The sequence below is a fragment of the Commensalibacter communis genome, assembly GCF_947179015.1.
Classification (GTDB): Bacteria; Pseudomonadota; Alphaproteobacteria; order Acetobacterales; family Acetobacteraceae; genus Commensalibacter; species Commensalibacter communis.
In genome coordinates, this window is sequence record NZ_CAMXCM010000007.1 from 1 (window position 1) to 24,788 (window position 24,788).

The following is a 24,788-nucleotide window of genomic DNA, read 5'->3' on the forward strand; positions in this document are numbered from 1 at the left end:
CATCGAAAATTGATAAAATACAGACTCAGTCGGCGATTTACATTGTAAATCAATCTCCGTCGTTCCTAAACAACCAGACGGTAAAATAATAATCTTACCACCTTCAATCTTATTTACACTATTACAGGTCATTATTTTTCCTTAATTACAACTATTGTTATTAGAACCTTGCATCAATACACCCCCATTTAACCAAGGGCTGCCATCACCAGGATCAGACGTCGGTAATATCTTAAATGCCTCCGCCAATGATTTCTGCATCGCTGTGGGCGATAAAGAACCCAAAGACGACGGATCACCAGAGGCAAAAGTTAAACATCCATCTTTTATCCATAAACTTAGACCGTCTGCGGGATCGGTTCTGGGCAATATCTGCCCCAAAGCTTGCAAGGTTTGTGCCATGATTGATATACAAAAATCTTTTGCATGAATTGTTCGACTTTCATAAAATGTAACTTGTCCAAGCTCATTTTTGTTGGGACGCATAAGAATAAGTAAATCGTCACACATAACATTTTTGACCCTTAATGCAGGATCACTTATTGATTTGATCGTTTTCATATTATTATCCAAAGAAAAAAAAAGCCTCATCAGAAGAACTGAGAGGCTGGGTATTAGGAAATTGCACTAAATTAGGAACAATATCTGGCGGAACATCAGTGCGTTGGAATTGCCCTGCTTGTATAGATTGATTCAGATTAACTTGAAATGAACGTCTACCAACTGTTTGAACGTAACAATAGAGATTTCCAGCTTGTTCAGAACTGCCACCATGTAATTTGAATAATATACATTCACGGGCATAACTGATCCAAAGAAGTTCCATATTTTTTGCCACTGCGGAAATGGATTGAACCCGATCCGAACTATCTTGTAAAAAACTCGATATGTCTAAACTGTAATCCAGATATTCCATATCATAACGTGTTGGCAAAGTCAGATTATGTGTAAATTTAGAGTTGTTATTATAATAACTCCCTTTACTTTGTAGTTGAATACATCGTTTTTTTGATATGCTCCACATGGTTCTGCCCTTTTATAAAACAACTTTAACAAAGCATTCAACCAATCGAGTTTCCTCATTTAAATCGTCATAAAGAGGTCTTCCAATGATTATATCTGTATCTTCTTTTGAAACGATTGCTGTTCCTCGATGGGTTGGGGTAAGTTTATCTTTACGCATAATTGGGCCTTCTACTAAAACAGGAACCCGTCCAACCATTACAATTGGGACATACCATTGAGAATGTTTGTCCGAATTTTCTTTACCATTCATTAAATATGCAGGCTTTGTTGAAATCACTCCAAAAACTTGTTTTGGATTACTGCATAATTCAACTTCACTATCACCCCGTACAGAATACATCATGACTTGACCTGGACTATAATCCACACGATCTGCTTTATAATTTTCAGCTAAATCCTTACTCGTCCCTTCTGTTCCATTTCTAAAAATAGCTTTTCCTGTAAAGGTTGAAGCTCTAGCAACAAACAAATTCCTTGATAAAGATACATCTCCATAAATATAACCATCCATATATAAAGAGATAGCCCGTGTATGAATTGTAGCATCATTTTCGGAAAGATTAGGATCTGTTGTAATATATTTGGATCGATGCGCCCTTATTTGTATTAAATTTCTAGCACCACTATTCTGCTCAACAGCACCATCAGCTCCCGCATATATTAGATTAAATAAGGCTATACGAGAAAAATTGCCCGCCTCATCATTAAGTAACTGCGGGGAAAAACTCCATAAAGATTTGTCAGTACCAACACCATTCGTCCCGCCCAACCTCAAACTACCTGTTAAAACACTTCCAGCATTGAGTTCTTTAACTTTGAAATCTTGACTACTATTCCCGTTTAAATCCGCTTTTGCAGGTAATTCTTTATTAAAAACACGATTTATTGCATCGCCATAATTATCTAGACGGCTTGTATGGTTAATAATCGTGCCTTCAGCAGCGCTAAGGCGCTTGTTGATATCATCAAGATCACTTGGGCTTAAAATATAGGTTTTTTGATCTGTTCCATTTTCAGAAACAATGACATAGACCCCTTTTTCGTCCATACCAACTTCTTTAATATTTCCAAAACGTCCATTAAGTCCGTCAATTTGAAGAATGAACTCAGTGATAATTGATGCCAATTGCGCCCAATTATCTTTATCGGGTTTTAATCCTCCTGCTTTAATCGCATTCACGATTTCATCCATTAATGAATTATAATGGGCTGCCGTTAAAATTGTTGCTGGAATCCCTTGGGCAGGATCGCCATCGGTTGCATATTGTGGGGTGGGATCAATGACTTTCTTTGGGGCTCTATCAGCTTTCTCCAAAGGCACTGAATGATCTGAAATAATTAAATCCATTTTTTTCTTTCAATTATACTTCGTCCGCGAATGGGCCAAATAATATCCATGTATGTGCGGGGGCAATACGGCTAAAAATACAATGTAAAAACCCCAAATCTTGATTCGATCGAATACGCCATGTGTGTGACCATTCTTCATATCCAAAAGGTCTGCCAAACCTCGTGCCAAATCGAAAGGGCGCATATTGGTCAATGACGACATCAATGTTGAAATACTTTTTGGCGTATTCAATATAAAACTCCGTCGAACTTTCGATAGAAGAAACCAACCGATCCACAACCAATAATTGTCGAATAGCAATGTCTTCAACTGGCCCAACACATGGATCAGGAAGACCAACCGTATTTTCCCATTCTGTAATAAGCTCGGTTGCGGTCGCAGGAAAAGCAACTTTCAAAAGTTCGATGGCACGTTCACTATTTCTGGCATAGCTTTCACCAATAATCCCTGCCCAGATCCAAATCATCCCCCCTTTTTCTCTTGACCATATAGGTCCCATAGGCAATAAATTAAGCAAAGCATTGCGAAAATCTTGACTGGTATAATGAGGGATCATGATTGGAAAATCACCGTTCCTAAAATAGGCAAATGCCCTGGACTGGATGGAATGATTGTTTCCGTTGGACTGACAATATTATACTGATTAATGGCTGTAATCGAACCAACAGCGCGCTCCCAAGCACTTGAATGCAAGGATACGCCAGGTGCAGCCTCTCTTTGAAACATATCTTTTAAAGCTGCTATGATGGTTTCTTGATTAGCAAGTGTATTATTAATTCCTAAGTCAGAAATGACGAAATCAATAGGCATTGCAATCGGCGAACAAATAATAACTAATGCTGTCACAGGCTCTTTTTGCCATATATAATTCGCAACTTCTAATTGATCCCCAGTAGCAGGATTATAACGATATTCTGGGGTTGCAGAACCATCATCACCCACAGGAAACCCATGTGTTGCAAGATTGGCTTCATCACACATAATCCAAACGACGACTGTGCCAATCCCAAATCCATTGCGTCCCACCCATGCACGCGATACTTGAGGAACGGATTTAGCCCATAAAATATATTCTTGTTCCCTACCCACCGATCCAGAAATACGATATGCCTCGATCACGCGTGTGCGATAAGCTTCTTCGTCTTCTAAATCAGATCCTCCTGTAATTGGGGTTAACGCAGTCACTTTGGTATTTACCCCAGCCAAGGGATTGCCCAACGATAAACTGATCCCTTGACTGGCATTTCCATTTAAACCCACATCCACAGATTCAATTTGTGCTTTATTATCGATACTGTCGGCAAGGGTGACATAGCTCCATCCATCGGGACGCTTGATAATGGATCCTTTAGGCACAATCACTTTTTGATCAATAGTAGTGAATTGAACCGTTGCTGTGGCTTTGGTTGGGGCTTTTTGATAGACATTTTTTAACACCCCCCAACCCGCTAAATATTCTTCAGTCGCTGTCCAAGGTACTGCTTGGCGTGCAATATAATCCAAATAAGCAAAATGCTGCCATCCCAAGCCAGCTTGCACGGTTCCAATGGTGCCAATAACAGAATTTTGTAATGCCGTGTCAATTCCAGGAATGCCCGCATTAATAATATCTTGTTGCGTTTGTTCGTTCAGTTCTCTTAAAGTTGGTGTTGTAAAAACCATTATATGCCTTCCCATGCCCAAGAAAATAGAAAATTTTTTGGGCTATATTGTTTTGGTTCTTTAAGTTGAATGGAAAATTGTAATAAACCAGGACTTACCCAATTCACATCTGCACTCATACTATCCACTAAGCCACTTTCGACCATCCACGACAGTGCCTCGTAGATCATATCTTGTGCAGAGGCTGGAACTGAACTTCGATCAGCTTTTATCGCACGTTTTAATTGCCAAAGGCGCGAGCCAATCGGTTCATCACGCAACATATCACCCCACCAGCCCCGTCGATCCCCATCAACTTTGCCAATTGCTGCGTTTTTTTCATGTTGTGAAGGTTCCAATGGGGCAACACGATCAGAAAAAAGAGACACCATCACTGCACTGTAGATCGCATAATCTGTGGCAATATCTCCGTTTTCAACATGCCACTCGCCTTTGCCAGTTTCATTATACCAAACGATGCCAATATCTTTGATTTCTGTCATGAGGTTGGTGCACCTGTTGGACTGCCGTTATTCCCATTAGGATGTTGATGCGTTTTCAGGCTGATTGACCCTGCCTTAACATCGCCAGATGCCTTGATATTCTGAACATCAATATCCTCTGTAACCTTAATATTGCCATTCACTTGAATATCACTATTGATAGTCATCTTTTTGTTTTTAGGACTAATCTCTATAGATCCGTCTTGTTTTAAAGTGATAAATGAACCTGATTTATCATAAATTGCCACTTCGCCTGAATTGAGAGACTTAATGCGATATCGTTGATCGTTAGTCGCAATCACAACCCCTTTATTGCGATCTCCTGACTGAAAAATCGCAATCCCATCCGCTCCAGGCAGCGGAGAACTGGCAAAACCGTAATGTTGCATCAAAGTAAGATTATCCCGAGCCTCATCCCCCGCGAAAACAGCCTGAATAGTCGGTGTGTTTTTGTCTTGTGTCATACCATTTGTCACACGACATATTCCCATCGACATATGAATACGTGTAGATGTTTTACGTGCATTATCTGCCATAATTTTTCCCAATAAAAAAGCCACCGCAGTGGGTGACTTGTGTGTGTTATAATATCATTATATTGCTGTAATTTTGATTTAAAGTTGCCGTAATTTATTTACTAAATAATTTCAATAAAAAATACAAATAGACTGGTTAAAACATGAAATTAATTTGTTTCTTATCAATCTTATTATCTTTAGGCTTAACAAGCTGTACCGATATAGATTGGGCTAGTGTAGGCAAAACATCACTAGAAAGACTATCTGATGAGCAAAAATGGTACAGTAGCACTCCTCCAGAACGACAATATAAACTGGGAACAGGTGAATATCCAGATCCCCACTTATCAGATGTTATGAGGCAGGATTATGAAACACAAAAAAAACAAGAACAATGGTTTAAAGATGTAAACGCAAAAAAATAAATAGCAATTAATTAATCATCTCCCGCCACTGCCCGCACGACACCACAACAAATAACCCCTTGTCAACACCTCGCAACTCTCCTATCGTTACGAAAAAGGAGTGTTATTATGAAGAAATTATTACTCGCTAGTGTTCTAGCTTTGGCGTTGCCAAGTGTTGCTTTGGCTGCACCGCAGCAATCAAATACAACGATGACTGTGGATTACGAAAATGTGCAACAGCTGATTAAAAACCAATATGCTGCACGTGAAGGATGCCGTTCCATCAAAGAAACACCTGAAACAAGCATCATGTGCCAATATGCTGATGCAGCCAGTGCACAATTGACTAAGCTCGGTTATTGCTATGGAGATGAAAATCAATCTATGGCAGACAGTCTATGGAAAAAATGTTCAAAATCATCGAAAAAACAATAACTATTCCCCCGCCATCGCTTGCACAACACCGCTATTGGCTGCGTTAAGGACGATTGGTTGTGGCATAAAGGCCTCGGCGGGCATCAGGGTGATTTCAGCGTGTGTTCCATCATTACCCAACCTAAATACCGTTTCGCAAATCAGCAGCTTGTTATTAGTATTGACTTTCAATGTTGGAAAAGAAACTGGCGCTAAAGTATTTGGTGTCCATAGTTTTCTGCTTTGATCTCGCCAACTATCAGTAACGACTTGCACCGTCTGTGAACGCCCAAAACGCCGATTGACCTCCCATTGTGCGCGTTGTTGAGCAACTTGATAGCCCGCATCCCCCATCTCCGCAGAGATCAACAAGGGACGATATCGCTTAACCATTGGATCCACTGCTGGAGGAGCCACACTTAAATTTTTCATTTGCTGTGCTAAATTATGATCTTCACTGGGAAAAACTTGCAACGGTGCCATTGTTTGTAAAATCATATCAACCGAGCTAAAGCGCCCCGCCATCGACCGCCTTACTGAAACTTCTTCAACATTTTTTCCTTCAACAAAACCAGAGGCAGCCATCGTTGACCCAACTTTGCTAACAATAATATTCCCATCAGTATCGTCGTAAAATAATAATGCTGCAGTACGGGTCATACGTTCAATAATTTCATACCCTGTCTCTGTTAAAATGACTGCAAATTGTGGAATAACAATATTTTCAACATTCCCAACCGTTTTAACCCCAATACCATAAGGCTTACATATCTGTGTAATCAAATCAATCACAGGCACATTATTAAACTGATAGGTCGAGAACTTTGCCGAACATTCGCATAAATCCGTGGTTTTAGACGTTCCCTGCACAGATAAAATATGCTCATTTGCAGTCAACCTGCGTGTTACGGTTAAAATATATCCTGTAATCACAGGTTCCAAGCCAATACGAATAATACAGGATGCTCCTTCGGGTAACGCACTTGCTTGGTCTATTGATTCAGTGCATTCCAATTCAAAGGTTGAAGGCATGATCTCTATTCCTCTTCGAATAGATACCCTCGTCCAGCCTGACAAACGCTTACCATTCACATCAATCGTTACGTTGTTTATGTTGGCATTGCTGGCACCAAGCACATTGGATAATGTTGTTCCAATATTCATGAACTTAATACTTCTAAGGTCGTAGGCATAAAGGCTGGATGAATGGGGTTTGCACGTTTGATAAGCTCTGTAGCTCTATTCCCGTCTGCATAAAGTTGCTGTGATAATTGTAAAGCGGGCAATGAATTATTACGTGTAATGGTTCTTAAGTGAGGAAGATCGCCTGCAGCATCCAGCAGACCTTCTAATACTTTGACACGCAAAGCACGCAACGCATTGACCGTTGACATATTTTTATCTTCTGTTGCGAGCAAAATCTCATTATTTAACAAATTAGACACTTTGCGCCTTACCTCAACCACTTCATCCCAACTATCTGCTTGCCAGTTTGAAATTGCTTTACACAAAGATTTCATAGCTGCCCGGCGACATAATGCTGCCGTTGCTTTAATCAACCTATTTTCCGCTTGTCCCAAAGGAGCTATTGTCTCAACTACCTTGACTTGATATTCACATAAAGGGAATAACAACGCCATTTGTGTTTTAGGATCATTTGAAAATTGCAGTAATATTTCGGGAAGATCCGTAATTGCGTTGGCTAATTCTGCAGCTGTTGCCATTATTGATAAACCTTACTTGTCTCAAAATTTGGATCAATCACTTGAATAGCTTTGGAAAGATTTTCTCTGTTTGTTGCCAGATTAAGAAGCGCATCCCCCATTTGAGTGGTCAAAACATTCCCTAAAGCTGCAATCGGAATGGCTCCTGTCCCTTGTAAAAGAGCCTGTGCACCCCAATCACTAGCAATAGAAACAGCTTTATCCATCATGCCAAGCTTCAAAGGCTGTGCTGTATCTTTTAAAAAATCCCCAATGGCTGTGTCTGACAATGTATCAGAAAGCTCACCAATCACTGACCCTGTTAATTCCGTAATAAAACCAGCCACAGGGTTGCTATATTCAACGCAGTCAAAATTAAATTCGACTTTATTTTGAATATTATCAGGCTCGTTCCATGTAAGATTACCAGTAACAGAAACCTTTAACATTCCCAAAGTCGGATGAATTAAATTACCTGGACCTTCTTGTTCAACGGCATTCAGCATTAATTGTCGCTGTGTAACCACGTCACTGCCCAAAACAAATCCACGAATATGATAGCGTCTTTGAGCACGCCCCAAATCTTCTATCCACACTTGATCTTTATTAGGATATTCATGAATAGCAGTTTTTCGACCATTTTCCCCGCTATTACTATTGACCCAAAAAGAAACACCTCTAAATGATGCTTTACGCATTAAAACCCACTCGCTGATGCTATTGGATCCATTGCCCGTTCATAGTTCAATGATTCCACTGTTAAACTAGGACTACGACTTTTAGCTTTAATATCCATACCTGCTGGTTTTCCTTTGATGTCAATTTCCAACAAGAGTTTTTGGGGCGTTGAACCATCATTTGCAGCCTGAGGCAACGTAATTGGCGCAGAAGGAATACTGACCCCATTCCCACCATCCATTTGACCTAGACCAGAATTCGCCGTAATAGGTGCTACAGATGCAACATTAGACATATTCGGAACCCTCGGCATAGTTGCTTGAACAGTATTACTATTAGCAGCAATTCCTTGTGGAATGACCGAATTTGGTAATTGAAGCTGTCCGCCTTGTGCTTGACCAAGATGCTTTTGGAAATTCATCATGGCTTTTCTTCCTTCTGCAGAAAAGCCTGATAAGTCCTGCCCACCAGAAGCTAAAAATTGCTTAACCCCTTTACTATTACCACCATCATGATAGGCACCATAGGCAGCAACAGAGTTTCCTTGAACCTTTTTCAGCATTTGTTCGTAATATTTACGCCCACCCAATACATTTTGGTAAGGATCAAATTTATTAACGCCCATATCTTTTGCAGCAGCATTGGTTAATTGAGTATATCCATAAGCCGAAGTCGTTTTATTCCCAACCATGCGCCCACTACTTTCCGTCATAATCAAAGCCTTCATTTGAGCTTCAGATACAGAACTGCCCTGTGTTGCTTGTTGAATATAACCGTTCAGAGTATTATTAAAAGCAGGATTTGCTGCGACTTTGTTTGATACAGATTGAGCCTGTTGAACAACTGGCATTTGAATAACATTTGAAGCCACTTGCCCGTGATTGATTGCTTTCTGAGTAGACGCCGGAGCCGCAGGCGCAACTTGGGCTTCTGGTGCAACCTTATTCGTCCATGACGACATCCAAACACCAAATTGTCCCGTCATTCGATCAATTTTCTTTTCAGTATCAGATTTTGACTTTGACTTCCCTGTATCATCCCCAGAAAACCAACCATTAATGCCCCAAGACGTTCTTTGGCTAGATGGGTTATTGTCATTGGCAATATTTTGCGTGTATAACGCCGCAGATGGCGGTTGTATCTTCATAGTATTCGATACTTCTTCAGCTTGCTGCTTTGTCAGCCCTAAAGCATTTCCAACTTTATCAATCGCAGACGTGATCTTATTGATAATACCCCCGATATAATGAAAAGCACTATAAAAAGCCTTTTGAATCCCGTCCAACATTCCCCCAAAGAAATTTGTCAACGGTTCCCAATCCTTCTGAATAACGCCAACTAATCCCGTAAAAGGCGTTAATATGGTTTGAATACCCTTTACATATATATCAAATACGCTTTTGACCCCTGTCCATAATTTATCCCAATATGGTTTGAAACTATCCCAATGTTTATAAATATACGCAGCAGCCCCACCGATCACCACACCAGCAGCAGCAATCCCCAAGCCAACAGGGGTCATGACTGCTAATAACGATCCCAATATTGGCACGACCATTCTGCCAACTGTCATCCCAAGCGAGGCAAAAGGTGCAATCGTTGACATCACACCGCCAACCACTTTAACCGCCAATACCCCAGCCACAACTTCCATGACCGTTTTAAACCCACCAATTTTATCGATGTTTTCTTGGATGGTCTGGGTAAATTGTTTAATAGAATTCCATACTTGTTGCGCCCCTGTTGAGACTTGCTGCCAATTAATCGACTTTAGATAATTGGAAAATTGTTGCACATAGCCCGCAATATTTTGCGTGATCCAACCCCGATTAACGGCTATCCAATTGGCTGTCTGTTCGATAATTGGTGTTAATACAGGCTCGACAGACTGCGCCAATGAATAACCAAATCCTTCGACAGATAAAGTCATGCGGGCTTGTGCCAACCTTAATTGATTGGCAGCCTTTGCCCCCGCCTCGTTCATTACTCCATATTTAAGAGCTTCTTGACGATAGCGTGCCATTCCAGCCGAACCCTCTCGCAAGAAAGGCAACATTTCATTCCCTGCAGATCCAAAAGATGCCGTTGCAAGAGCTGCTTGAGCTGCTGGATCTTTGACTTTTGCAATGACATTGGAAACATCATTCATAATCGCTTCGGTAGAACGTGCAGATCCGTCAACATTATTCATTGCCACATGCATTGCATTCAAAGTTGCAATAAACTGTGGGTTACGCCCACCCCTGGCATTCCAAATATTCTCTTGCAAATTACCCATGGCAGCAGTCATGCTTTCTGCAGAAACACCCGCCAGACGTGCGCCATTTTGCCAACTATGCAACCCAGAAACCGACATACCTAATCGTTGCGAGGTCGTCTGCAAATTACTGCCAAAATTAGCCCAAGAGGTCGCAAGGCGCGTCATGCCCGCAATTGTTACTGCACTGGTAATGGTTCCCAATACAGGCGCAATTTGCCCCATAACATGAAACGCAGAGGTTGCTGATCCCCGCACTCGAGAAAACCCCTCGTTCAATCGGGTCATGCCTGAAAGCTGGGAAAAACGATCAAATGAACGTTGCAAGTTTTTAACGGGGGCTTGCATGCGTTCTATATTGGCATTCATGCGTTGAAAAATTTTCGTCGCACTATCAACGGCAGTAATCGATACTGAAATAGGGGTTACCATATTTTATCTCTGTGCTTTATTTTATCTCTGTGCTTTTTGCTCAGCCTCTATCCCCTCAATGGTTGCTATTTGAGCTTCTAGCAATTGTGACCATGTCATTTCATCAATCACTTGAGGTGACCATTTATATAAATAAATAAGTTGTCGGAATAGTTTTAGCCATTTTGGCCAGTCTTCAACATGATAATCAAACGAAGAATTTAAGCGATACTCTTTAAAAAACCGTTGTGCAAGATATTCTAGTTGGTGAATAAGCCGTTCCCAGTTTTGTTGATCTCGGGAAAAAAACGCATTAAATAAACAGTCGCTTTTGTAAACTGGCTGATTGGTAATTTTAAAATCGTTGGTAGTTTTTCACCCGTGACCTGAGTTAATAAAGAGACTTGAAATTCAAGACCACCGACGATGCCTTGCCCATATTGGTCGAACGCTTTCATGGCTTGTTTTCGTTGTTTAACTGTCGGTTCTTTTAAAGACAATGTCGTAATAACATCCCCATCAGCACCCGATAGTTGTAAAGGTGAATCAAGTTCCATATCCCATTGATCTGTTTTTACGCCATCATCAACATTTTGAAAAGCAGAAACATATTCAATAGCCTCATCTAAAATGCGGGTCGGCATCTCCTCTAAAACATCTATGGGTATTTCACAAGCAATAGATACCAACTTAATTTGTGCATCATAAGAAGAAGCAATCGATCCATTCATATCTTTAAATGAGGTAATCACTTCATTCACAATCGGCTCACGAAGATGGATTTCAGAATAAGTTGCGCTGCCCACTGTAACGGGTTGTTTTAAAGTAATTATTTTTGTGGGTTCCATTATGCGATATCCTTTACAATTGAAACACCTTCGAATTTAACATCAAAATTCCCTTCTTTAGTCTTTAATGCAGATAATTCAGTTAGCCACATTTCACTTGCTGTATAGACTTCTCCAGTATTCAAACGCAAAATAATAGTAGCACTCCTTTTATCCATCAATTCCTCCAATCGTTTATCAGTACGATTCATAACTTTTGCTGTAAAAGATGCTTGAAGAGGCATTTCCGTAAAACCAACAACTCCTGTTTGTGCTATAACAGTTTCACGTTTCACACCACCTGGGAACGGTTCAATATCGTCGGCATTCCAAACCTCCCCATCAATGGTCAATGTTCCAGCACCACCAATTAAACCTTGTGTTGAAGCCATTTGTTATCATCCTTTTATAAATTGGCAGTTGCCAGCAATAATAAAAAGCTGATCAGAGAAACGATAAGGCATTAGCAATTTAACCGTGCCATTCCCTGCATATTCAGCCTTGAGTTCTTTGGAAAATCCGTCTGTATCTTGCACCCATAGCCAACCTGCTTGGGTTCGGTACCGAGCAATACAAGTTTTCCCAATCAGTTCTGCCGTAGTCGCTTGCTGACCTGCTGATATTTTCGAGCCATCCCTTAACAATACACAGCGTGGGAATTGCGAGGCTAAATATTGTTTCATATCTTGGATAGACAACGCAGCCGTTAAAACCGTTTCAATATTACGATAGCTATTATCATCGTTCCCATAAGCATTGCGTTTATATGTTGTCACCAACCGTTCAATCGCTACATCATTATTATCGTTGACAATAAAGGTTGAAACACCATCATAAAGCAAAGAATTACGTTGCACTAAAGTAAAGCACCCCAAATCCGATGGTGGCATCACATTCAGAATCAGTCCCGTAATCGGCACAGCTGGGTTATTTCTCATACTGACCGCAACATGCGCACCAACTTGAGCCGCCCAAATCATCGGGTGGGTTGGACTGTCAGAGCTTGCCATCAAAGTCATGTGTTGATCGTTTAACCGATCCGCAAGTGCCGTGACTTGACCATAGGTTCCTGCCATAGCCGTAATCGAATGACCATACAGCATGTCCATTGTCTGCCAACGCCCTGATTGGTCATTCAATAAATCGGAAAAAATAGATAATGATTGTAGATCCGCATAAGGATGAATAAATAAATCAAATTGACGTTGTCCCAACCCTGCCAAGCTAGAGGATAACGTGGGTGGAACGCCAACCCCATTTTGCATCGGATTAATTGTAGCCGTTATTCCTGTGGGCAAAATTTGTCCAGCAATATCACCCAAAAGATTCAATTTCAACGCAATATCATTGCCACATTGTCCCGCATTTTTTGCTGTGATATTCACAAGGCTATCTTTGACAGAAGCCTGCACAGGAACGGTTGCAACCGCATTGATACGGTCTGAAATTGCTTTGGCAATAATCGCTGCACTATCCCCAGAACTAACAAATTGCTCAATTAACTGATCCCCAATATAAAAGGAAATCTTACCTGATTGCGTTGCCGTTCCACCAAGTTGTAATGAGCCTGTGGCCTTACTGGTTTTCGGATCAGATAACGGTAAAATCCAAAGTTCACCATTAGGGTCAATTTTACGATAAGCCTCAACCATAATTGCAATTTGGGATCCCATGCCGTAAATGCCTTGAGCAGACGTTACTCCCGCACATTCAACGGCTATATCTGGCTTGCCCAAAGCTGTATCAAGCATCTGGCCAATCACTAATACTCTGCGCCTGACTGTCGCGGTATTGGCTTTTGACGCATCGAGCGCAAAATAAAAGCCTGGCACCAGATTATCACTGGAATATCCAGGCACTGAAATTGTATCAGCCATCTTGATCCCCCTTTTTTACCACTGCTGTTGATGGTTTTTTGCCCTCAACAATGTCTTGTGCCATCAAAATGACATCGCCTGTTTGGATCGCCTGTTGCCAATAGAAATTATCAGGCACGTCCTCGCCCTGATCGGACAAAGCACGCATGGTGACTGGCCAGCGCACTTTTCGTCCAAGTGCTGGTTTTACAAACATGATTAAGTTTCTTTCTTAGATTTTAAATTAAATAATCTGACCTGAAATTTGAGTCAGTTCAGAACCTGTTGGATTAAATTCTTCGCGGTATTTACAAAGCATTACAAAACGAATCTCAGCAATTTGTTTTCCTGTATCCGCATTAAAAACGACATCTGTATCAAATGAAGGGATCAGTTCAATCATTGCCTGAAACTCATAATCGCACATAATAGCGTCTTCAAGTTGATAGCAAACATCGTCAAGTTGTTGCGCTGCATCTTCAACGTTCACAAAACTGCAAAAATATTGCACCACCAATGTGGCTGTACGCATAAAAACGGGTGTGCCATGGGTAATTGCCTCTGCGCGATCGGCTGGTGCTGAAACATAAATACACGGCAATCGATTTTCGGGAACACGAATGGGGAAATTAGGACAAACCTTTTCTTCCTCCACCAACTCGGTTTTTTGAAGCAACTCAACCAGCTTATCTCGTAATATTGATCTGTATAATTTGGTACTTTGCTGCATTTAAACCTCTGCATCATTGAGAATTAAATGCGCCCCACCTTGCCCATCTTTTTGAACTTCTTGCACATAATAGTCCAAATCATTTATCGTAACACGATCGCCCGTATCGGGTTCAAACGGCAAATCATTAAGACGAATACCGATCACCACACGAGACCCAACAATTCCACTATTTCCCGCATCCATTCCTAATATTGGATCATGAAAACGAGTCACATCATCAAATACAGCATTCAAATGGACAGATTGACCATTTTTATTGTGATATAAAATATTTCTGCCAAGCGCATCAATGCAGGGTTTTAACACAAGATCATCAAAATCAATCGACATCACTGCCTGCCTTGGGGGTATGTGTTTTTGGAACAATAATCCCCCCTTTTGGCAAAAGGCTTCCCGCCACAGCATAATGATGTTTAATTAAAAACTCTGCATCTTTGATCGGCAAGTCAAGCGTGGTGCCACCAGGATATTCGATCCCATTATGAATCAACGTCCGATTGCTCATCAACGTCACTGTTGTGGTTCCTGTGGATACAAAAAAAGCAGAAGGTGGATTACCGTTCTGCTCTTTTACATCGTCTTGTGATGCTTTATCTGATGGCGGTTTGCCGTTTTCTGGTGGTGGGTTGGAAAGCGTTTTATCTGATTCTGATTTATTATCTTCACCAGACGGATCTTGTTCTTTTTCAAGATCTTTAGAGTCTTTCATATCTTTAGCCATTGTCATATCCTTTTGCTACGTGGGCAACAAAACTTGCATTAATTCGGGTGGGAATAGTTAAAGGTGAGGATTGCATCATCAACACTAATTGTGCAGGATCCTCCTGAAACCACATTTTTGGTGCAAATGGTGTAGGAATATATCCTAATTGTGGATCCATAATTGCTCCATAAGCACGCGTTCCTTGCAATTGATCTGAAACACCCAAAATAATTCCATCAGGAATCATCGGGCGTTCTATATTATCGGCATCTACGTACCACTCATTATACAACCAAACACGAAAACTTCCCCAATATCCTTGCAGTCTTGCTCCAGCATTCATTGTTGGTCCAAGGGTCATCTTCACATCATCATTTGCTCTGATAGCTGAATTCAACATATTTTGTTGAATTTCTTTATTCTTGACTAACGCATAATAAGCAGAATTCGTAAAAATCAAATCTGTAAGTTGTGCTCCAGATGATTTCATCACCAAAGACATCCATTTATTTACATCATCAGTTGGATTTGCAGTGCTGTTTTCTGCATCCCACATATCTGTTCCAGAAAGAACAATATTTAAATTGGGATCACGACCAAAATCAATGATCGCAGTTTCATAGCCATCCCCTTGAATAACCAGACTTCCATTGGTCAAACTTTGCGTTGCCATCCATTCCATACGACGCTTTAACATATCTTGCTGATCAGCAAGCTCCATCGCAAGATTAGCATCCATACGTTGTTGAGCTGTCAGTTGGTTGCCACCAATACGTTCACCAATCATACGACGCACCGCACGCAGCAAGTCTGGTGCACGTTTATCTTTAACATAAGGAGGTTTAAATAGTTTGGTTTGAATACGACGACTTTCAACCAATTTCCCTTCAACTAAAGGGGAAACAAAAGGTGACATACGGCGTTTTCCGACATCAATATCAATGGCAACATTTCCATCATTTGAAACGACTTCTTGTGAAAAAAAACTATCCAAGAAAAACGTACTCGCAGTCTTTAAATTTTCAACAACACCAATCAATGTAGCCGTATCATATAGTGTCATTCCAGTTTGTGTATTCGACATTCTTATTATACTCTGTTTAAATTAAGTTGGATTATCAGCATTAACAACATCTTTGAAAAAGATCGTTAAAGGACGTGCAGCGTCTCTTAATTGATCTAATGTCCATGATTCATCCATGATGATCCGACTGGCATTGAATTCGCCTGTGAAATATGCACCTGCGCCAGAAACATCACCTAAGCTGGTATCATGTGTGTCTGCTAATACAACCAAAGATGTTGGGGAACTATCTTTTGCTGTAGCTTTGGCAATCACATACAACCCTGTTGCATCTTTTCCAAGGATAGTGCCCCGCTGTAAAACACCTTGATTACCTTTAAGAATAATTGATTGTGTTACAAGCTGCATATCCCCAGCAATTAAGTTGTCCTGACGATAACTGACATCAATATTTCCAACAATTTGGGCTGTTCCACCCATAATGACTGTACTCATTATTGAGGTTCCTTCTTCACCACGCCTGTTCCTTGGGCTGATTGTAATATTTTATTCGAAAGCATCGCTGATTGGCTAAGATTTTGATTTCGTTGTGGCGCACCTACGCTGACTGATTGTCGGTTAAGAGCCATTTGTCGGTCGTAAAGAGCGGTGCGTGAAGGTTTGTTGGATGAAGATGGTTTCGCAATACCTCCTGCCTTTAATAACCGTATTGCCTGACTGCGTGAGATATTTGTCCCAAAAGCCAATTCTGCTGCCAAGGCTAGGTTATTTGCAGCAGCTTTACACCCGAAAATAGCTGCACATCGTCCACGTTCCCTTGCCCTTGCTTGGGCTGTGGTATCATACTTTTCATCCTCGGCATCGGTTTCATCGTCGCCTTCATCTTCTGCATTATTACTAGGATCATCACCCTGTGCATCTGGATCATTGGGATCATCTTCTGCTTTCTTAGCTCTTTTTCCTTTGGCTCTGCCATTTTGATCTTTGGGATCTTCAGGGTCTGGATCACTATCTCCAGCATTATTATCTGGATCATTTTGATCTGTTGTCTGATTATCTGGATCCTGATCGGGTTCCTCGGCTCTTGCTCGTAAACCCATCAAATGCGCAAAACGACTCATAGTCTTACTCATTCTCTACTTTCCTTTATATTGTTGTATGTATAAAATTGCTTCATCAGCTGACATGACAAAATCAGCCAATCCTGCCTGAACACCATAAGGGCCAAGGAATGTTCCTGCCTCCATATCGCGTATTTTTTGGGCGGGTAGATCACGATTACGGGCAACTTGCTCGACGAATAGTTCACCCAAATAATCGACCTCAGCTTGAATACGACCCAATGCACCTTCGGTTAATGTGGTCGTGGGCGCGGTTTCTCCCTTAAAAGCACCAAAGGTAATCGTTGTAATTTTAATTCCTGCTTGATCTAGGGCCTTGGTCATATCAGTGTGCATTGTGATTACGCCAATACTGCCAACACCCCCATATCTTGGGACGATAACTATATTTGCAGCACTGGCAATCGCATATGCTGCCGAATAGGCACTGTCATCACAAATGGCAATAACGGGTTTAACTTTACGGATTTTGTAAATCACATCAGAAAGATCAAAACAACCTGATGCAACCCCACCTGGGCTGTCGATCAACAACACAATCTTGGTGATTTCTGAATCATTGACCGCTTTGGCTAATTCCTGACGAATATAATCATATCCACAAGCAAACCCCTCATAACAAAAGTTACCAGGAACTAGGATGCCTTTGATTGGAATGACCGCTATGTCGTCATAGATTTCACCGTCAGGGGAAGCACGCGCCCCCATATCAGACAACATGCGTCGATTACCCGCTCTTATTTCTTCGGCTAATAAGGACGCACGTCCGCATTCCAACGCCAAAGGTCGGTTCAAAAATTCTGTAATATTCATGATTTATCTTTATGGAGTTGGTTTTTGTGGAGGTTGGGCTGCTGAAGTAGTTTGACCATCTTGTTGTGGTCCTGTCCATGCGGGCAATGGGATACCTAATTCTTTGCAACGTTTGATTTCAATGGCACGTTGATCCAACATTTCTTCCCAATCACCACCAGCATTTTCGGCAGTTTCACTTTGTAATGTCGATAATCCTGCTTCCATACCTAAGACAGAACCCTGTTTTTCAGCAACAGGATCAATCCAACCACGCCCTGGCCCAAGCCACTGACAATTTGAAATAGGCGTTTTCAACACAGCAATATTGTTCATCAACCACTCATCATTCACCCCTTTTGGCCAAGGAAGATCATTAACCATACAGCACTCTTCTAACCATGCAGAACGAACGGGAGATGCAAAGCCTCTTGCAAAGCTGTCGCGCCTGCGCGTTAATGTTTTCCATCCTTCTAATGCTGCAGCTCTGGCGGAAGAATAATTCACATCCGACCAATCATTGCTGACTTGTTGAGCAGTCACCCCTGTGCCTGCAGCAATATGACGTAAAGCAGCTCCTAAAAAAGGTGCATATTGATTATGAGGATGAGGAGAGGCAATTGTTTTTAACTCTTCTCCTGGGTAGAATGTAGAAATTCTGACATTACCAATAGATAGATTTTTTCCTCTATGATACTCCGATCTATTAGTTTGATATGCCATTAATTCCTTATTAACCTCCATGTCATCCATAGCATCGACTGCAGCAGCATGGTCATGAGGGCTTTCTAAAGATAAACCAAATATCGAACTCATAATTGCAGCATCTAACTCCGTTTGATCATATTTGGTAATCATTTTTAATCGCTGAACGATTGGGGTTAAAATCCCCGCACCGCCTCGATGTTCAGAGGCACGATCCGATTCAAAATAATGCACAATATTGGGTCTGCCCCACTCTGTTTCTTTATCTACATATTCCCATTGGGCAGTCTTACCCAAAGCAAAATAATCCGAGATATGTGCCTCTCTGAAATAATACCCAACTGGCGCACCATATCGATCAATTTTCACACCACCTCGACAATACATCTCATCAATCCCTTGATTGGGATTGGACAAACGATCAGGATCAATCAATTGCACCGAAGTGGCGTATAAAGCCTGCTGGTTCAAGCGTTCAGGAATATAATTCACCATTGCAATCGCATCCCCATCGATCAGAGAATGGCACATGCCTGCATACATCATTTGGGTAAATGTCAGCCTGCGCCCTGTATCACAATAGCGTCCATCATCATTTGCCCAAGATCGCCAATGACTATCGACAATGCTGCTCCATTCCGAAGCCCACTGAGCATCAAAAGCAAATCCAGTCTTCACGGCCAAGGTTCGATAATCTGGTTTAGTAAGGGGTCGAAACACACTGCCAATGGCATTATCCAAAATCCGAGTAATAATGCCTGCAGCCCAACCATCATTACGAACCAAATCCCGAACACGACTGACGATCAAATCCCGCCAAGGGTTCAGCTCAACATCAGGTGACGTTAAATATGGAAACCAATTCCCTGTATGTGCGCCTGTATTATCTGCTGCATCATACGGAACCCGACCCCACCCACCATTCAATGCCATTGGTTTATTAGGTGGGGATTTAACCATTGGTTGTCCATATTGATCCACGATTGATGAAACTTTGCTCATCTGAACCTGACCCCAATGGCATATCTGCGGTTAATCCCTAATGTTCGTTGTAAATCCAAAATATAGCCTTGTAATAATTGCATATTGGCTTGGGTATAGGTTACTGATTTTGCCCCTGTTTCTTGGGAGTAAGAGACTGAAATCGGTTTATTTCCAAGCATTAAATCATTATAAGCCTGTTGCGCTTGGCTGAGATACCTTTGTAATGTTTCGCGTGATAAATTAGACCACATGGTTTTGGGTGCTAGATAAAGCATGGTCTTATTTTCCTTTGGTTAAAATACGATCTATGGCTTGAGTTAAATAATGATTAGCGTTCTTATTGATGAATTGTTCAACTTTTTGATGGAAACCCATTTTAGGTTTATAGCTGGCTTTGCTGACAAAACTGACCAATCGGGTCAGGCTGCGTTGTTGACGGTTATATAAGAAGAACCCACCAGGTTTGCCGTTCTTTCCTGTTATTTTGAGGATCGATTGGGCTTTGCCTTTACGTCCAGCAGCTTTGGCACGCTGTAAATCTTGTTGGGCTTTTTGAGCAAGGCTTTTAACGTATCCCTTTGGCAACCCACCAGAGGCATTCTTTTTGGCATTAGGTGCAGCCACCACCAAGCCCTTGGCACTGGGATTAGTAATATTATCGCTGGGCGTTCGTGTGCCACCATATTCTTCAAATTGTAAGTATTTGGCTTGTTGGTCTTTGATAAAAATTGTTGCAGTTTGATAATTCTTTGTCGCTGGCGTAAACGCAACCGCATTGCGCGTAAAGGCATTGGTATTGTGAAAGATACTCGGTAACTCTTGCTTAACCTGATCCCGTGCAGCCTTCGCCACCCCATTCAACCCAAGTGCTACTGCATATGGAATATCTTTGGACGCAATGCGTTGCAGTTCCATAGATGCTTGTTTTGTGTCGAGACGAATGGTGGTTTTCATGATATAAATGAAACGAATTTAACAAGTAAAATAAAGGGTTCTATTATGAACTTAATAAAAGCTAGAAAAATATTTTTTCAGGAAATTAATTATTTGGTATTAATAACTGCGCTATATTATGGCGCATTAAGAATACATGAAGCAGATAAAAATATAATATGGCACAAACTAGATACTCTCGCACTAATAGCAATGTTTATACTTCCTATCCCTTACATGGTTTACTTCTTAAAATTTGCTTGGTTTCTTACTAAATCAGAAAACTTTACTAAAACCTTTGAACTTATCAAAAAATGGATATCAAAGATAAAAATACTGTCACTACAAATGTTAGAAAAAACAAGACAAGCGACACTTTTAAAAACAATAATGTACCGTATATTTCTAACACTACTCGGTATATTCGTATTAATGTATATAGTGTACATATACATAACCTTAATATTATTATTTACCAATATAGCTAAACTACTACCCCATTAATCTTCCTACAAAAACCCCTTCACCAGCTCTGCCCTAGCCTTCACTGGATCTTTCTTTTCTGGCTCGGCGTGTTGTTCTTTGGGTAAGCCTGAGACCTCTACCGCTTGTTCGATCATTTTCATTGGCTCTTGATTTTGTTCCATACGGTCGGCCAGAACGTTCAATTTGACCCCTTGTTGCATCAATCCACAAAGGGCTGCGTAAGAATACACCGCCAAATCCAATGCTTCGTTTGCACGACCTGGAGTTTGTTCCCAGACACGCATATCTTTACCGCCAATACGTTTTCGAATAGACCGTTCAGAAACCAATTGAGCAAAGAAATTAACATCCCGATCTTGAGGATAATGCATATACCCTGGACAAGCCGTATCAGGTGGTGGCTGTTCTATTTTTAGTCTACTGCGAATAATGTCTTTGGCAGCATTCACACCGATGATGTACGGCCTGAACCCTTTGGTTTTACGGGTTGGACGTTTGGATGGCCACACTGGGGAACGTTGTCCGCCCTGTTCAGAACCACCTTTAACTGCCCAAATCCTGCGCCCCAAGCGTGCTTTACAAAACTCATAAACCCGTTGGGTATGATGTCCGCCTGAATCAATACAAGCGGACATAATCGTAAAGGCTTGACCATTGGCTTTGAACCATTGGCGTTTTAAAATATGATCCACCTCTTGCCACAAAGCTGGGCTATCTGGATCCCCATCAATCACCACATGCGCAATTGACCATCGCTCTTCATTGCGCCCCCAACCCACAATTTCCAGTTCTACTCGATCATCTTGAGTATCACCTGCTGCGGTTAATAACACCACACCATCAGGCACTTCACCCGCCCAAACTTCGGCACGTCGGGCAAGGGTCAGTTCGGATAATGCACCCTCACCTCGATCTTCAAAGGTCTCGCCAAGCGTTGTATTAATAAAGGTTTGTAATTCAATCGGATCAGATTTGACGCGCAAAAACTCTGCAACCAACAACGACCATCTGGCATTGGGCATCAACGAATAAAGCGAGTTAATATGAAAAGATGCATGCCCTTTAAACAGAGCATCGGCACGCCATTCACCATCTTTAATTAACTCTGGTTTGTCCTTTTCTTCTATGACACACCCGTTATGTTGACATACATAATGGGCTGTTTCGGGTAAGGCATTACCTTGTTCGTCCTTATCCCACTTGATCCCGTGGGTTACGTCCGTGCCACCCCATTCAAGCACTTGGAATTCTCCACAATGGGGGCAAGGCACATAAAAACGGCGTTGATCGCCTTCTTGATAGAGTTTTTCAATCCGTGACAATCCTTTGATCGTTGGTGTTGACCCAGCCACAATCTTGCGGTTCCAAAAAGTTTCAGACCGTTTGGTGCCAAGGGCAATTTGATCGCCCTCTGAGCCAGCCCCACCCACAGGATACCCATCAACCTCGTCAAACAACACAATCCGAACGGTAATTCTTCGAAACCCACCTGGCGAGTTCGCTCCAACCAACGCAATCGAAGCCCCATTCTTCATGGTCTTTTTCAACAATGTATTTTCACCTGACCTTGTTTTGGGATCAGGCGCAATCTCTGCCAATACTGCAGTATCGCGTAACATCGGAGCTATTTCAGATTTTGAATAATCCTCGGCATCTTCCACGCGCGGTTGCACCACTAAAATAGGACTTGGGTCTTGATGTAAATAATACCCAACAATATGATCCAATATCTTTGTATAGCCCACACGTGCAGACTTCATCACGGAGACTTTTTCCACTGTTGGATCCGTAATGGCGTTCATCATTCCAACTTGATAGGCATAGGCTTCAAACCGCCCTGTTTGTGCGCTAGTTTCTTTGGATAAATACGCATATTGCTCCGCCCATTGGCTGAGGCTCAAGACAGGAGGTGGGGAAAGGTTAAGCTGTTGTGCTTTCAGAAGTGTTTTCCAAAAAGCTATTTTCCCTTTCTTGTAAATGTTGGATCCATCGTTCATCCTCGGATAATTCTTCTAGTGCTCTAACCATCAATTGATGCATTTTACCTTGGGTTTCTGCGACTGTTTTACAGTTAAATATCTGAGGTGCCATTTCTGCAGGGATTGCAAGTAAACGTGTTCTGATCGCACTTAGTTGTGAAGAAAGGGCATCAACCACATCTTCAATCCTAACCACAGCACCCGACTTTAAATCATAGTCTAATTGTTTAAGACGAGCTTCGTAACTGGTTTTATAAAGCTCTGCATCTTGAAGGTTTTTAAAAACGGGTAAAGATGGATCATATGGAATTATCCCTGTTTGTGACAACTCAGTGTTTTGATCAATGTCTTGCTTACTAGCCAGCCATGTGTTGAATGATGCGAGATCAACTTTGTTTTTCCCAGCAGATTGTATCCGTCCAACTTTTAATTGCTTTTGAATGTTTGTGCGACTAACCCCAGCACGACGTGCAGCCTCACTTTGACTTATCGTTTCTGCCATACTGCAACAACCTAACTGCACCCCCTATCAATTTCAAGTGCAACGGGGTGCAGTTTAGTTGCACCTTCTAAAATGATATAAATGGCTATTTTCTGCGGATTTTTAAAAAATTTATTAAAAATAAACTGCACCCCAGGTTGCACCCAGTTTAACCAACGAAACTCTAAGCCTACAGCGATTTTACTGGGTGCAACTGCACCCCCTAAAAAACCCTTTAGCTAGACACGAAACGGGGTGCGAATTACCTGCGATGCAAAAGACGCTAGGAAGGACCCAAAGAAACCAAACTAGGATAACATAAGCTCTTAATATATTTTATAATCGAAATAAATAGATTGACCAATATTTAATTAGTAGTAACAATATAAGAAGATATCACATCGATATCTAAAATAGTGAATTAAGCCTGTAATATTATATAAAGGAATCTATTATGAATAATACAGTAAGTAATAAAGAAAACTCTCAAAATGCAAATACAATGAGAACACTAACCACCGCTGAAATACAAAATGTTGCTGGTGGTTTTGGTGCTTATATAAGCTGGAATAATAAAGATGGTTTTCATGCTGGTGCATTTCTTGGTAAAAAACCAGGCAAAGGCTGATAACCAAACAAAGCGCCCATTTTGTTATATATTAATACAGTTTTAATAAAAGTACAAGCCCTTACTTCATAAATCTTTTATTATTTCTTCAAGTATAATAAACGTCGACAGCACCTGACCCATTGTATAGGGAAGGTTCAGGTGCAGTTTTTGGGATATTTCCTTGGTGCTCATATTTCCCAGCACGATCATATTTAAAATATCACGGTGGTATCTTCCCATCTCTTTCCATATTTTAAATAACTTATCATAGGCATCAGATTGGGTAGTAGAAGGCTCCCAATTATTACGACTGGACGTGCTGAACAAATAATTAGCTCTGGCATATAAATCCCCACTACTACCAAAAGACTTTTCACAAATAATCGCATACTGTTCGGCGGCATCTCGTTGGTTTTGATTAATACTGCCCCGAGCCAGCATTTCATCGTAAACGCATTTACGGCGCAAACGCGTTATTTGTTGCTTTGGATCATCAAGATCATCCCCTTTCTCTATCACAAATTCATGTCGTCTATATTGTTGATCTAAAATAGAGTTTTTCTTAAGATTGCTTATCGCAACTTTTCTTACTTTCTTATTCCGTCTATTTGCCATTTTATATTCTTTCTATGCGTAAGGATGATT

General features: G+C 41.2%; 32 protein-coding genes. 4 read left to right on the plus strand and 28 right to left on the minus strand.

The genetic code is table 11. The features are described from left to right. Nucleotides 1–141: 141 nt before the first annotated feature. Genes PQG54_RS09895 through PQG54_RS09925 form a run of 7 tightly spaced genes read right to left on the minus strand, consistent with a single transcriptional unit; the run spans nucleotide 142 to nucleotide 5,057 of the window. Nucleotides 142–561, minus strand: coding sequence for a hypothetical protein (locus tag PQG54_RS09895; RefSeq protein WP_271790474.1), 420 nt, complete (start codon nucleotides 559–561; stop codon nucleotides 142–144). 4 nt (nucleotides 562–565) lie between these two features. After that, nucleotides 566–1,024, minus strand: a complete 459-nt coding sequence (locus PQG54_RS09900) for a hypothetical protein (RefSeq protein WP_271790473.1) — start codon at nucleotides 1,022–1,024, stop codon at nucleotides 566–568. Nucleotides 1,025–1,036: 12 nt separating this feature from the next. Beyond that, complete coding sequence (locus PQG54_RS09905) at nucleotides 1,037–2,374, minus strand: hypothetical protein (RefSeq protein WP_271790472.1); 1,338 nt, start codon at nucleotides 2,372–2,374, stop codon at nucleotides 1,037–1,039. A 13-nt stretch (nucleotides 2,375–2,387) separates the two neighbouring features. Further along, a complete protein-coding gene (locus PQG54_RS09910; protein ID WP_271790471.1) occupies nucleotides 2,388–2,933 on the minus strand; it encodes a putative phage tail protein in 546 nt (181 codons plus the stop codon). Next, on the minus strand, nucleotides 2,930–4,039 hold the full coding sequence (locus PQG54_RS09915) for a baseplate J/gp47 family protein (protein WP_271790470.1): 1,110 nt from the start codon (nucleotides 4,037–4,039) through the stop codon (nucleotides 2,930–2,932). The genes PQG54_RS09910 and PQG54_RS09915 overlap by 4 nt, the downstream gene beginning before the upstream one ends. Beyond that, nucleotides 4,039–4,521 carry a phage GP46 family protein gene (locus PQG54_RS09920; protein ID WP_271790469.1) on the minus strand — a complete coding sequence of 161 codons (483 nt, stop codon included), beginning with the start codon at nucleotides 4,519–4,521 and terminating at the stop codon, nucleotides 4,039–4,041. Before PQG54_RS09920 ends, PQG54_RS09915 begins: the two co-directional genes overlap by 1 nt. After that, nucleotides 4,518–5,057, minus strand: coding sequence for a phage baseplate assembly protein V (locus tag PQG54_RS09925; protein WP_271790468.1), 540 nt, complete (start codon nucleotides 5,055–5,057; stop codon nucleotides 4,518–4,520). Before PQG54_RS09925 ends, PQG54_RS09920 begins: the two co-directional genes overlap by 4 nt. Before the next feature lie 143 nt (nucleotides 5,058–5,200). Between PQG54_RS09925 and PQG54_RS09930 the strand changes: the two genes are divergently transcribed. Together PQG54_RS09930 and PQG54_RS09935 are read left to right on the plus strand one after the other, a co-directional pair. Further along, on the plus strand, nucleotides 5,201–5,464 hold the full coding sequence (locus tag PQG54_RS09930) for a hypothetical protein (RefSeq protein WP_271790467.1): 264 nt from the start codon (nucleotides 5,201–5,203) through the stop codon (nucleotides 5,462–5,464). Between the two features lie 108 nt (nucleotides 5,465–5,572). Further along, nucleotides 5,573–5,881, plus strand: coding sequence for a hypothetical protein (locus tag PQG54_RS09935; protein ID WP_271790466.1), 309 nt, complete (start codon nucleotides 5,573–5,575; stop codon nucleotides 5,879–5,881). Here PQG54_RS09935 and PQG54_RS09940 read toward each other — a convergent pair whose 3' ends face one another. The 18 genes from PQG54_RS09940 to PQG54_RS10025 form a co-directional block, all read right to left on the minus strand. Next, nucleotides 5,882–7,024, minus strand: coding sequence for a phage baseplate assembly protein (locus tag PQG54_RS09940; protein ID WP_271790465.1), 1,143 nt, complete (start codon nucleotides 7,022–7,024; stop codon nucleotides 5,882–5,884). After that, nucleotides 7,021–7,584 carry a hypothetical protein gene (locus tag PQG54_RS09945; RefSeq protein WP_271790464.1) on the minus strand — a complete coding sequence of 188 codons (564 nt, stop codon included), beginning with the start codon at nucleotides 7,582–7,584 and terminating at the stop codon, nucleotides 7,021–7,023. Before PQG54_RS09945 ends, PQG54_RS09940 begins: the two co-directional genes overlap by 4 nt. Continuing rightward, on the minus strand, nucleotides 7,584–8,261 hold the full coding sequence (locus tag PQG54_RS09950) for a DNA circularization N-terminal domain-containing protein (protein WP_271790463.1): 678 nt from the start codon (nucleotides 8,259–8,261) through the stop codon (nucleotides 7,584–7,586). The genes PQG54_RS09945 and PQG54_RS09950 overlap by 1 nt, the downstream gene beginning before the upstream one ends. After that, complete coding sequence (locus tag PQG54_RS09955) at nucleotides 8,261–10,930, minus strand: transglycosylase SLT domain-containing protein (protein WP_271790462.1); 2,670 nt, start codon at nucleotides 10,928–10,930, stop codon at nucleotides 8,261–8,263. The genes PQG54_RS09950 and PQG54_RS09955 overlap by 1 nt, the downstream gene beginning before the upstream one ends. 239 nt (nucleotides 10,931–11,169) lie before the next feature. After that, nucleotides 11,170–11,757 carry a phage tail assembly protein gene (locus tag PQG54_RS09960; RefSeq protein ID WP_271790461.1) on the minus strand — a complete coding sequence of 196 codons (588 nt, stop codon included), beginning with the start codon at nucleotides 11,755–11,757 and terminating at the stop codon, nucleotides 11,170–11,172. Then, nucleotides 11,757–12,128 carry a phage tail tube protein gene (locus PQG54_RS09965; protein WP_271790460.1) on the minus strand — a complete coding sequence of 124 codons (372 nt, stop codon included), beginning with the start codon at nucleotides 12,126–12,128 and terminating at the stop codon, nucleotides 11,757–11,759. Before PQG54_RS09965 ends, PQG54_RS09960 begins: the two co-directional genes overlap by 1 nt. A 6-nt stretch (nucleotides 12,129–12,134) precedes the next feature. Continuing rightward, the gene (locus PQG54_RS09970; protein ID WP_271790459.1) at nucleotides 12,135–13,613 is read right to left on the minus strand and encodes a phage tail sheath subtilisin-like domain-containing protein; all 1,479 of its coding nucleotides are present in this window, start codon (nucleotides 13,611–13,613) and stop codon (nucleotides 12,135–12,137) included. Next, complete coding sequence (locus tag PQG54_RS09975; RefSeq protein ID WP_271790458.1) at nucleotides 13,606–13,809, minus strand: DUF2635 domain-containing protein; 204 nt, start codon at nucleotides 13,807–13,809, stop codon at nucleotides 13,606–13,608. Before PQG54_RS09975 ends, PQG54_RS09970 begins: the two co-directional genes overlap by 8 nt. Before the next feature lie 27 nt (nucleotides 13,810–13,836). Then, entirely contained in the window at nucleotides 13,837–14,322 is a 486-nt protein-coding gene (locus tag PQG54_RS09980) for a hypothetical protein (protein WP_271790457.1), read from the minus strand. Beyond that, nucleotides 14,323–14,655 (minus strand): head-tail joining protein, encoded by a 333-nt coding sequence (locus PQG54_RS09985; protein ID WP_271790456.1) that lies wholly within the window; start codon nucleotides 14,653–14,655, stop codon nucleotides 14,323–14,325. After that, entirely contained in the window at nucleotides 14,645–15,046 is a 402-nt protein-coding gene (locus PQG54_RS09990; RefSeq protein WP_271790455.1) for a hypothetical protein, read from the minus strand. Before PQG54_RS09990 ends, PQG54_RS09985 begins: the two co-directional genes overlap by 11 nt. Continuing rightward, complete coding sequence (locus PQG54_RS09995) at nucleotides 15,039–16,112, minus strand: major capsid protein (RefSeq protein WP_271790454.1); 1,074 nt, start codon at nucleotides 16,110–16,112, stop codon at nucleotides 15,039–15,041. Before PQG54_RS09995 ends, PQG54_RS09990 begins: the two co-directional genes overlap by 8 nt. Before the next feature lie 21 nt (nucleotides 16,113–16,133). Further along, entirely contained in the window at nucleotides 16,134–16,547 is a 414-nt protein-coding gene (locus PQG54_RS10000) for a head decoration protein (RefSeq protein WP_271790453.1), read from the minus strand. Then, complete coding sequence (locus PQG54_RS10005) at nucleotides 16,547–17,185, minus strand: hypothetical protein (protein WP_271790452.1); 639 nt, start codon at nucleotides 17,183–17,185, stop codon at nucleotides 16,547–16,549. Before PQG54_RS10005 ends, PQG54_RS10000 begins: the two co-directional genes overlap by 1 nt. A gap of 3 nt (nucleotides 17,186–17,188) precedes the next feature. Continuing rightward, the gene (locus PQG54_RS10010) at nucleotides 17,189–17,986 is read right to left on the minus strand and encodes a S49 family peptidase (RefSeq protein ID WP_271790451.1); all 798 of its coding nucleotides are present in this window, start codon (nucleotides 17,984–17,986) and stop codon (nucleotides 17,189–17,191) included. Between the two features lie 9 nt (nucleotides 17,987–17,995). Beyond that, nucleotides 17,996–19,672, minus strand: a complete 1,677-nt coding sequence (locus PQG54_RS10015) for a phage portal protein (protein ID WP_271790450.1) — start codon at nucleotides 19,670–19,672, stop codon at nucleotides 17,996–17,998. After that, entirely contained in the window at nucleotides 19,669–19,929 is a 261-nt protein-coding gene (gene gpW, locus PQG54_RS10020) for a gpW family head-tail joining protein (RefSeq protein WP_271790449.1), read from the minus strand. Before gpW ends, PQG54_RS10015 begins: the two co-directional genes overlap by 4 nt. 4 nt (nucleotides 19,930–19,933) lie before the next feature. After that, on the minus strand, nucleotides 19,934–20,608 hold the full coding sequence (locus tag PQG54_RS10025; protein WP_271790448.1) for a hypothetical protein: 675 nt from the start codon (nucleotides 20,606–20,608) through the stop codon (nucleotides 19,934–19,936). Nucleotides 20,609–20,653: 45 nt separating this feature from the next. Between PQG54_RS10025 and PQG54_RS10030 the strand changes: the two genes are divergently transcribed. After that, the gene (locus PQG54_RS10030; protein WP_271807722.1) at nucleotides 20,654–21,091 is read left to right on the plus strand and encodes a hypothetical protein; all 438 of its coding nucleotides are present in this window, start codon (nucleotides 20,654–20,656) and stop codon (nucleotides 21,089–21,091) included. 5 nt (nucleotides 21,092–21,096) lie between these two features. On the opposite strand, the gene PQG54_RS10035 is transcribed toward PQG54_RS10030, so the two are convergent. After that, complete coding sequence (locus PQG54_RS10035) at nucleotides 21,097–23,070, minus strand: phage terminase large subunit family protein (RefSeq protein WP_271790447.1); 1,974 nt, start codon at nucleotides 23,068–23,070, stop codon at nucleotides 21,097–21,099. Then, nucleotides 22,994–23,554, minus strand: coding sequence for a hypothetical protein (locus PQG54_RS10040; protein WP_271790446.1), 561 nt, complete (start codon nucleotides 23,552–23,554; stop codon nucleotides 22,994–22,996). Before PQG54_RS10040 ends, PQG54_RS10035 begins: the two co-directional genes overlap by 77 nt. A 433-nt stretch (nucleotides 23,555–23,987) precedes the next feature. Here PQG54_RS10040 and PQG54_RS10045 point away from each other — a divergent pair, with 433 nt between their 5' ends. Continuing rightward, nucleotides 23,988–24,161 (plus strand): hypothetical protein, encoded by a 174-nt coding sequence (locus PQG54_RS10045; protein ID WP_271790445.1) that lies wholly within the window; start codon nucleotides 23,988–23,990, stop codon nucleotides 24,159–24,161. A gap of 66 nt (nucleotides 24,162–24,227) precedes the next feature. On the opposite strand, the gene PQG54_RS10050 is transcribed toward PQG54_RS10045, so the two are convergent. Next, complete coding sequence (locus PQG54_RS10050) at nucleotides 24,228–24,758, minus strand: hypothetical protein (RefSeq protein ID WP_271790444.1); 531 nt, start codon at nucleotides 24,756–24,758, stop codon at nucleotides 24,228–24,230. Between the last annotated feature and the right edge of the window lie 30 nt (nucleotides 24,759–24,788).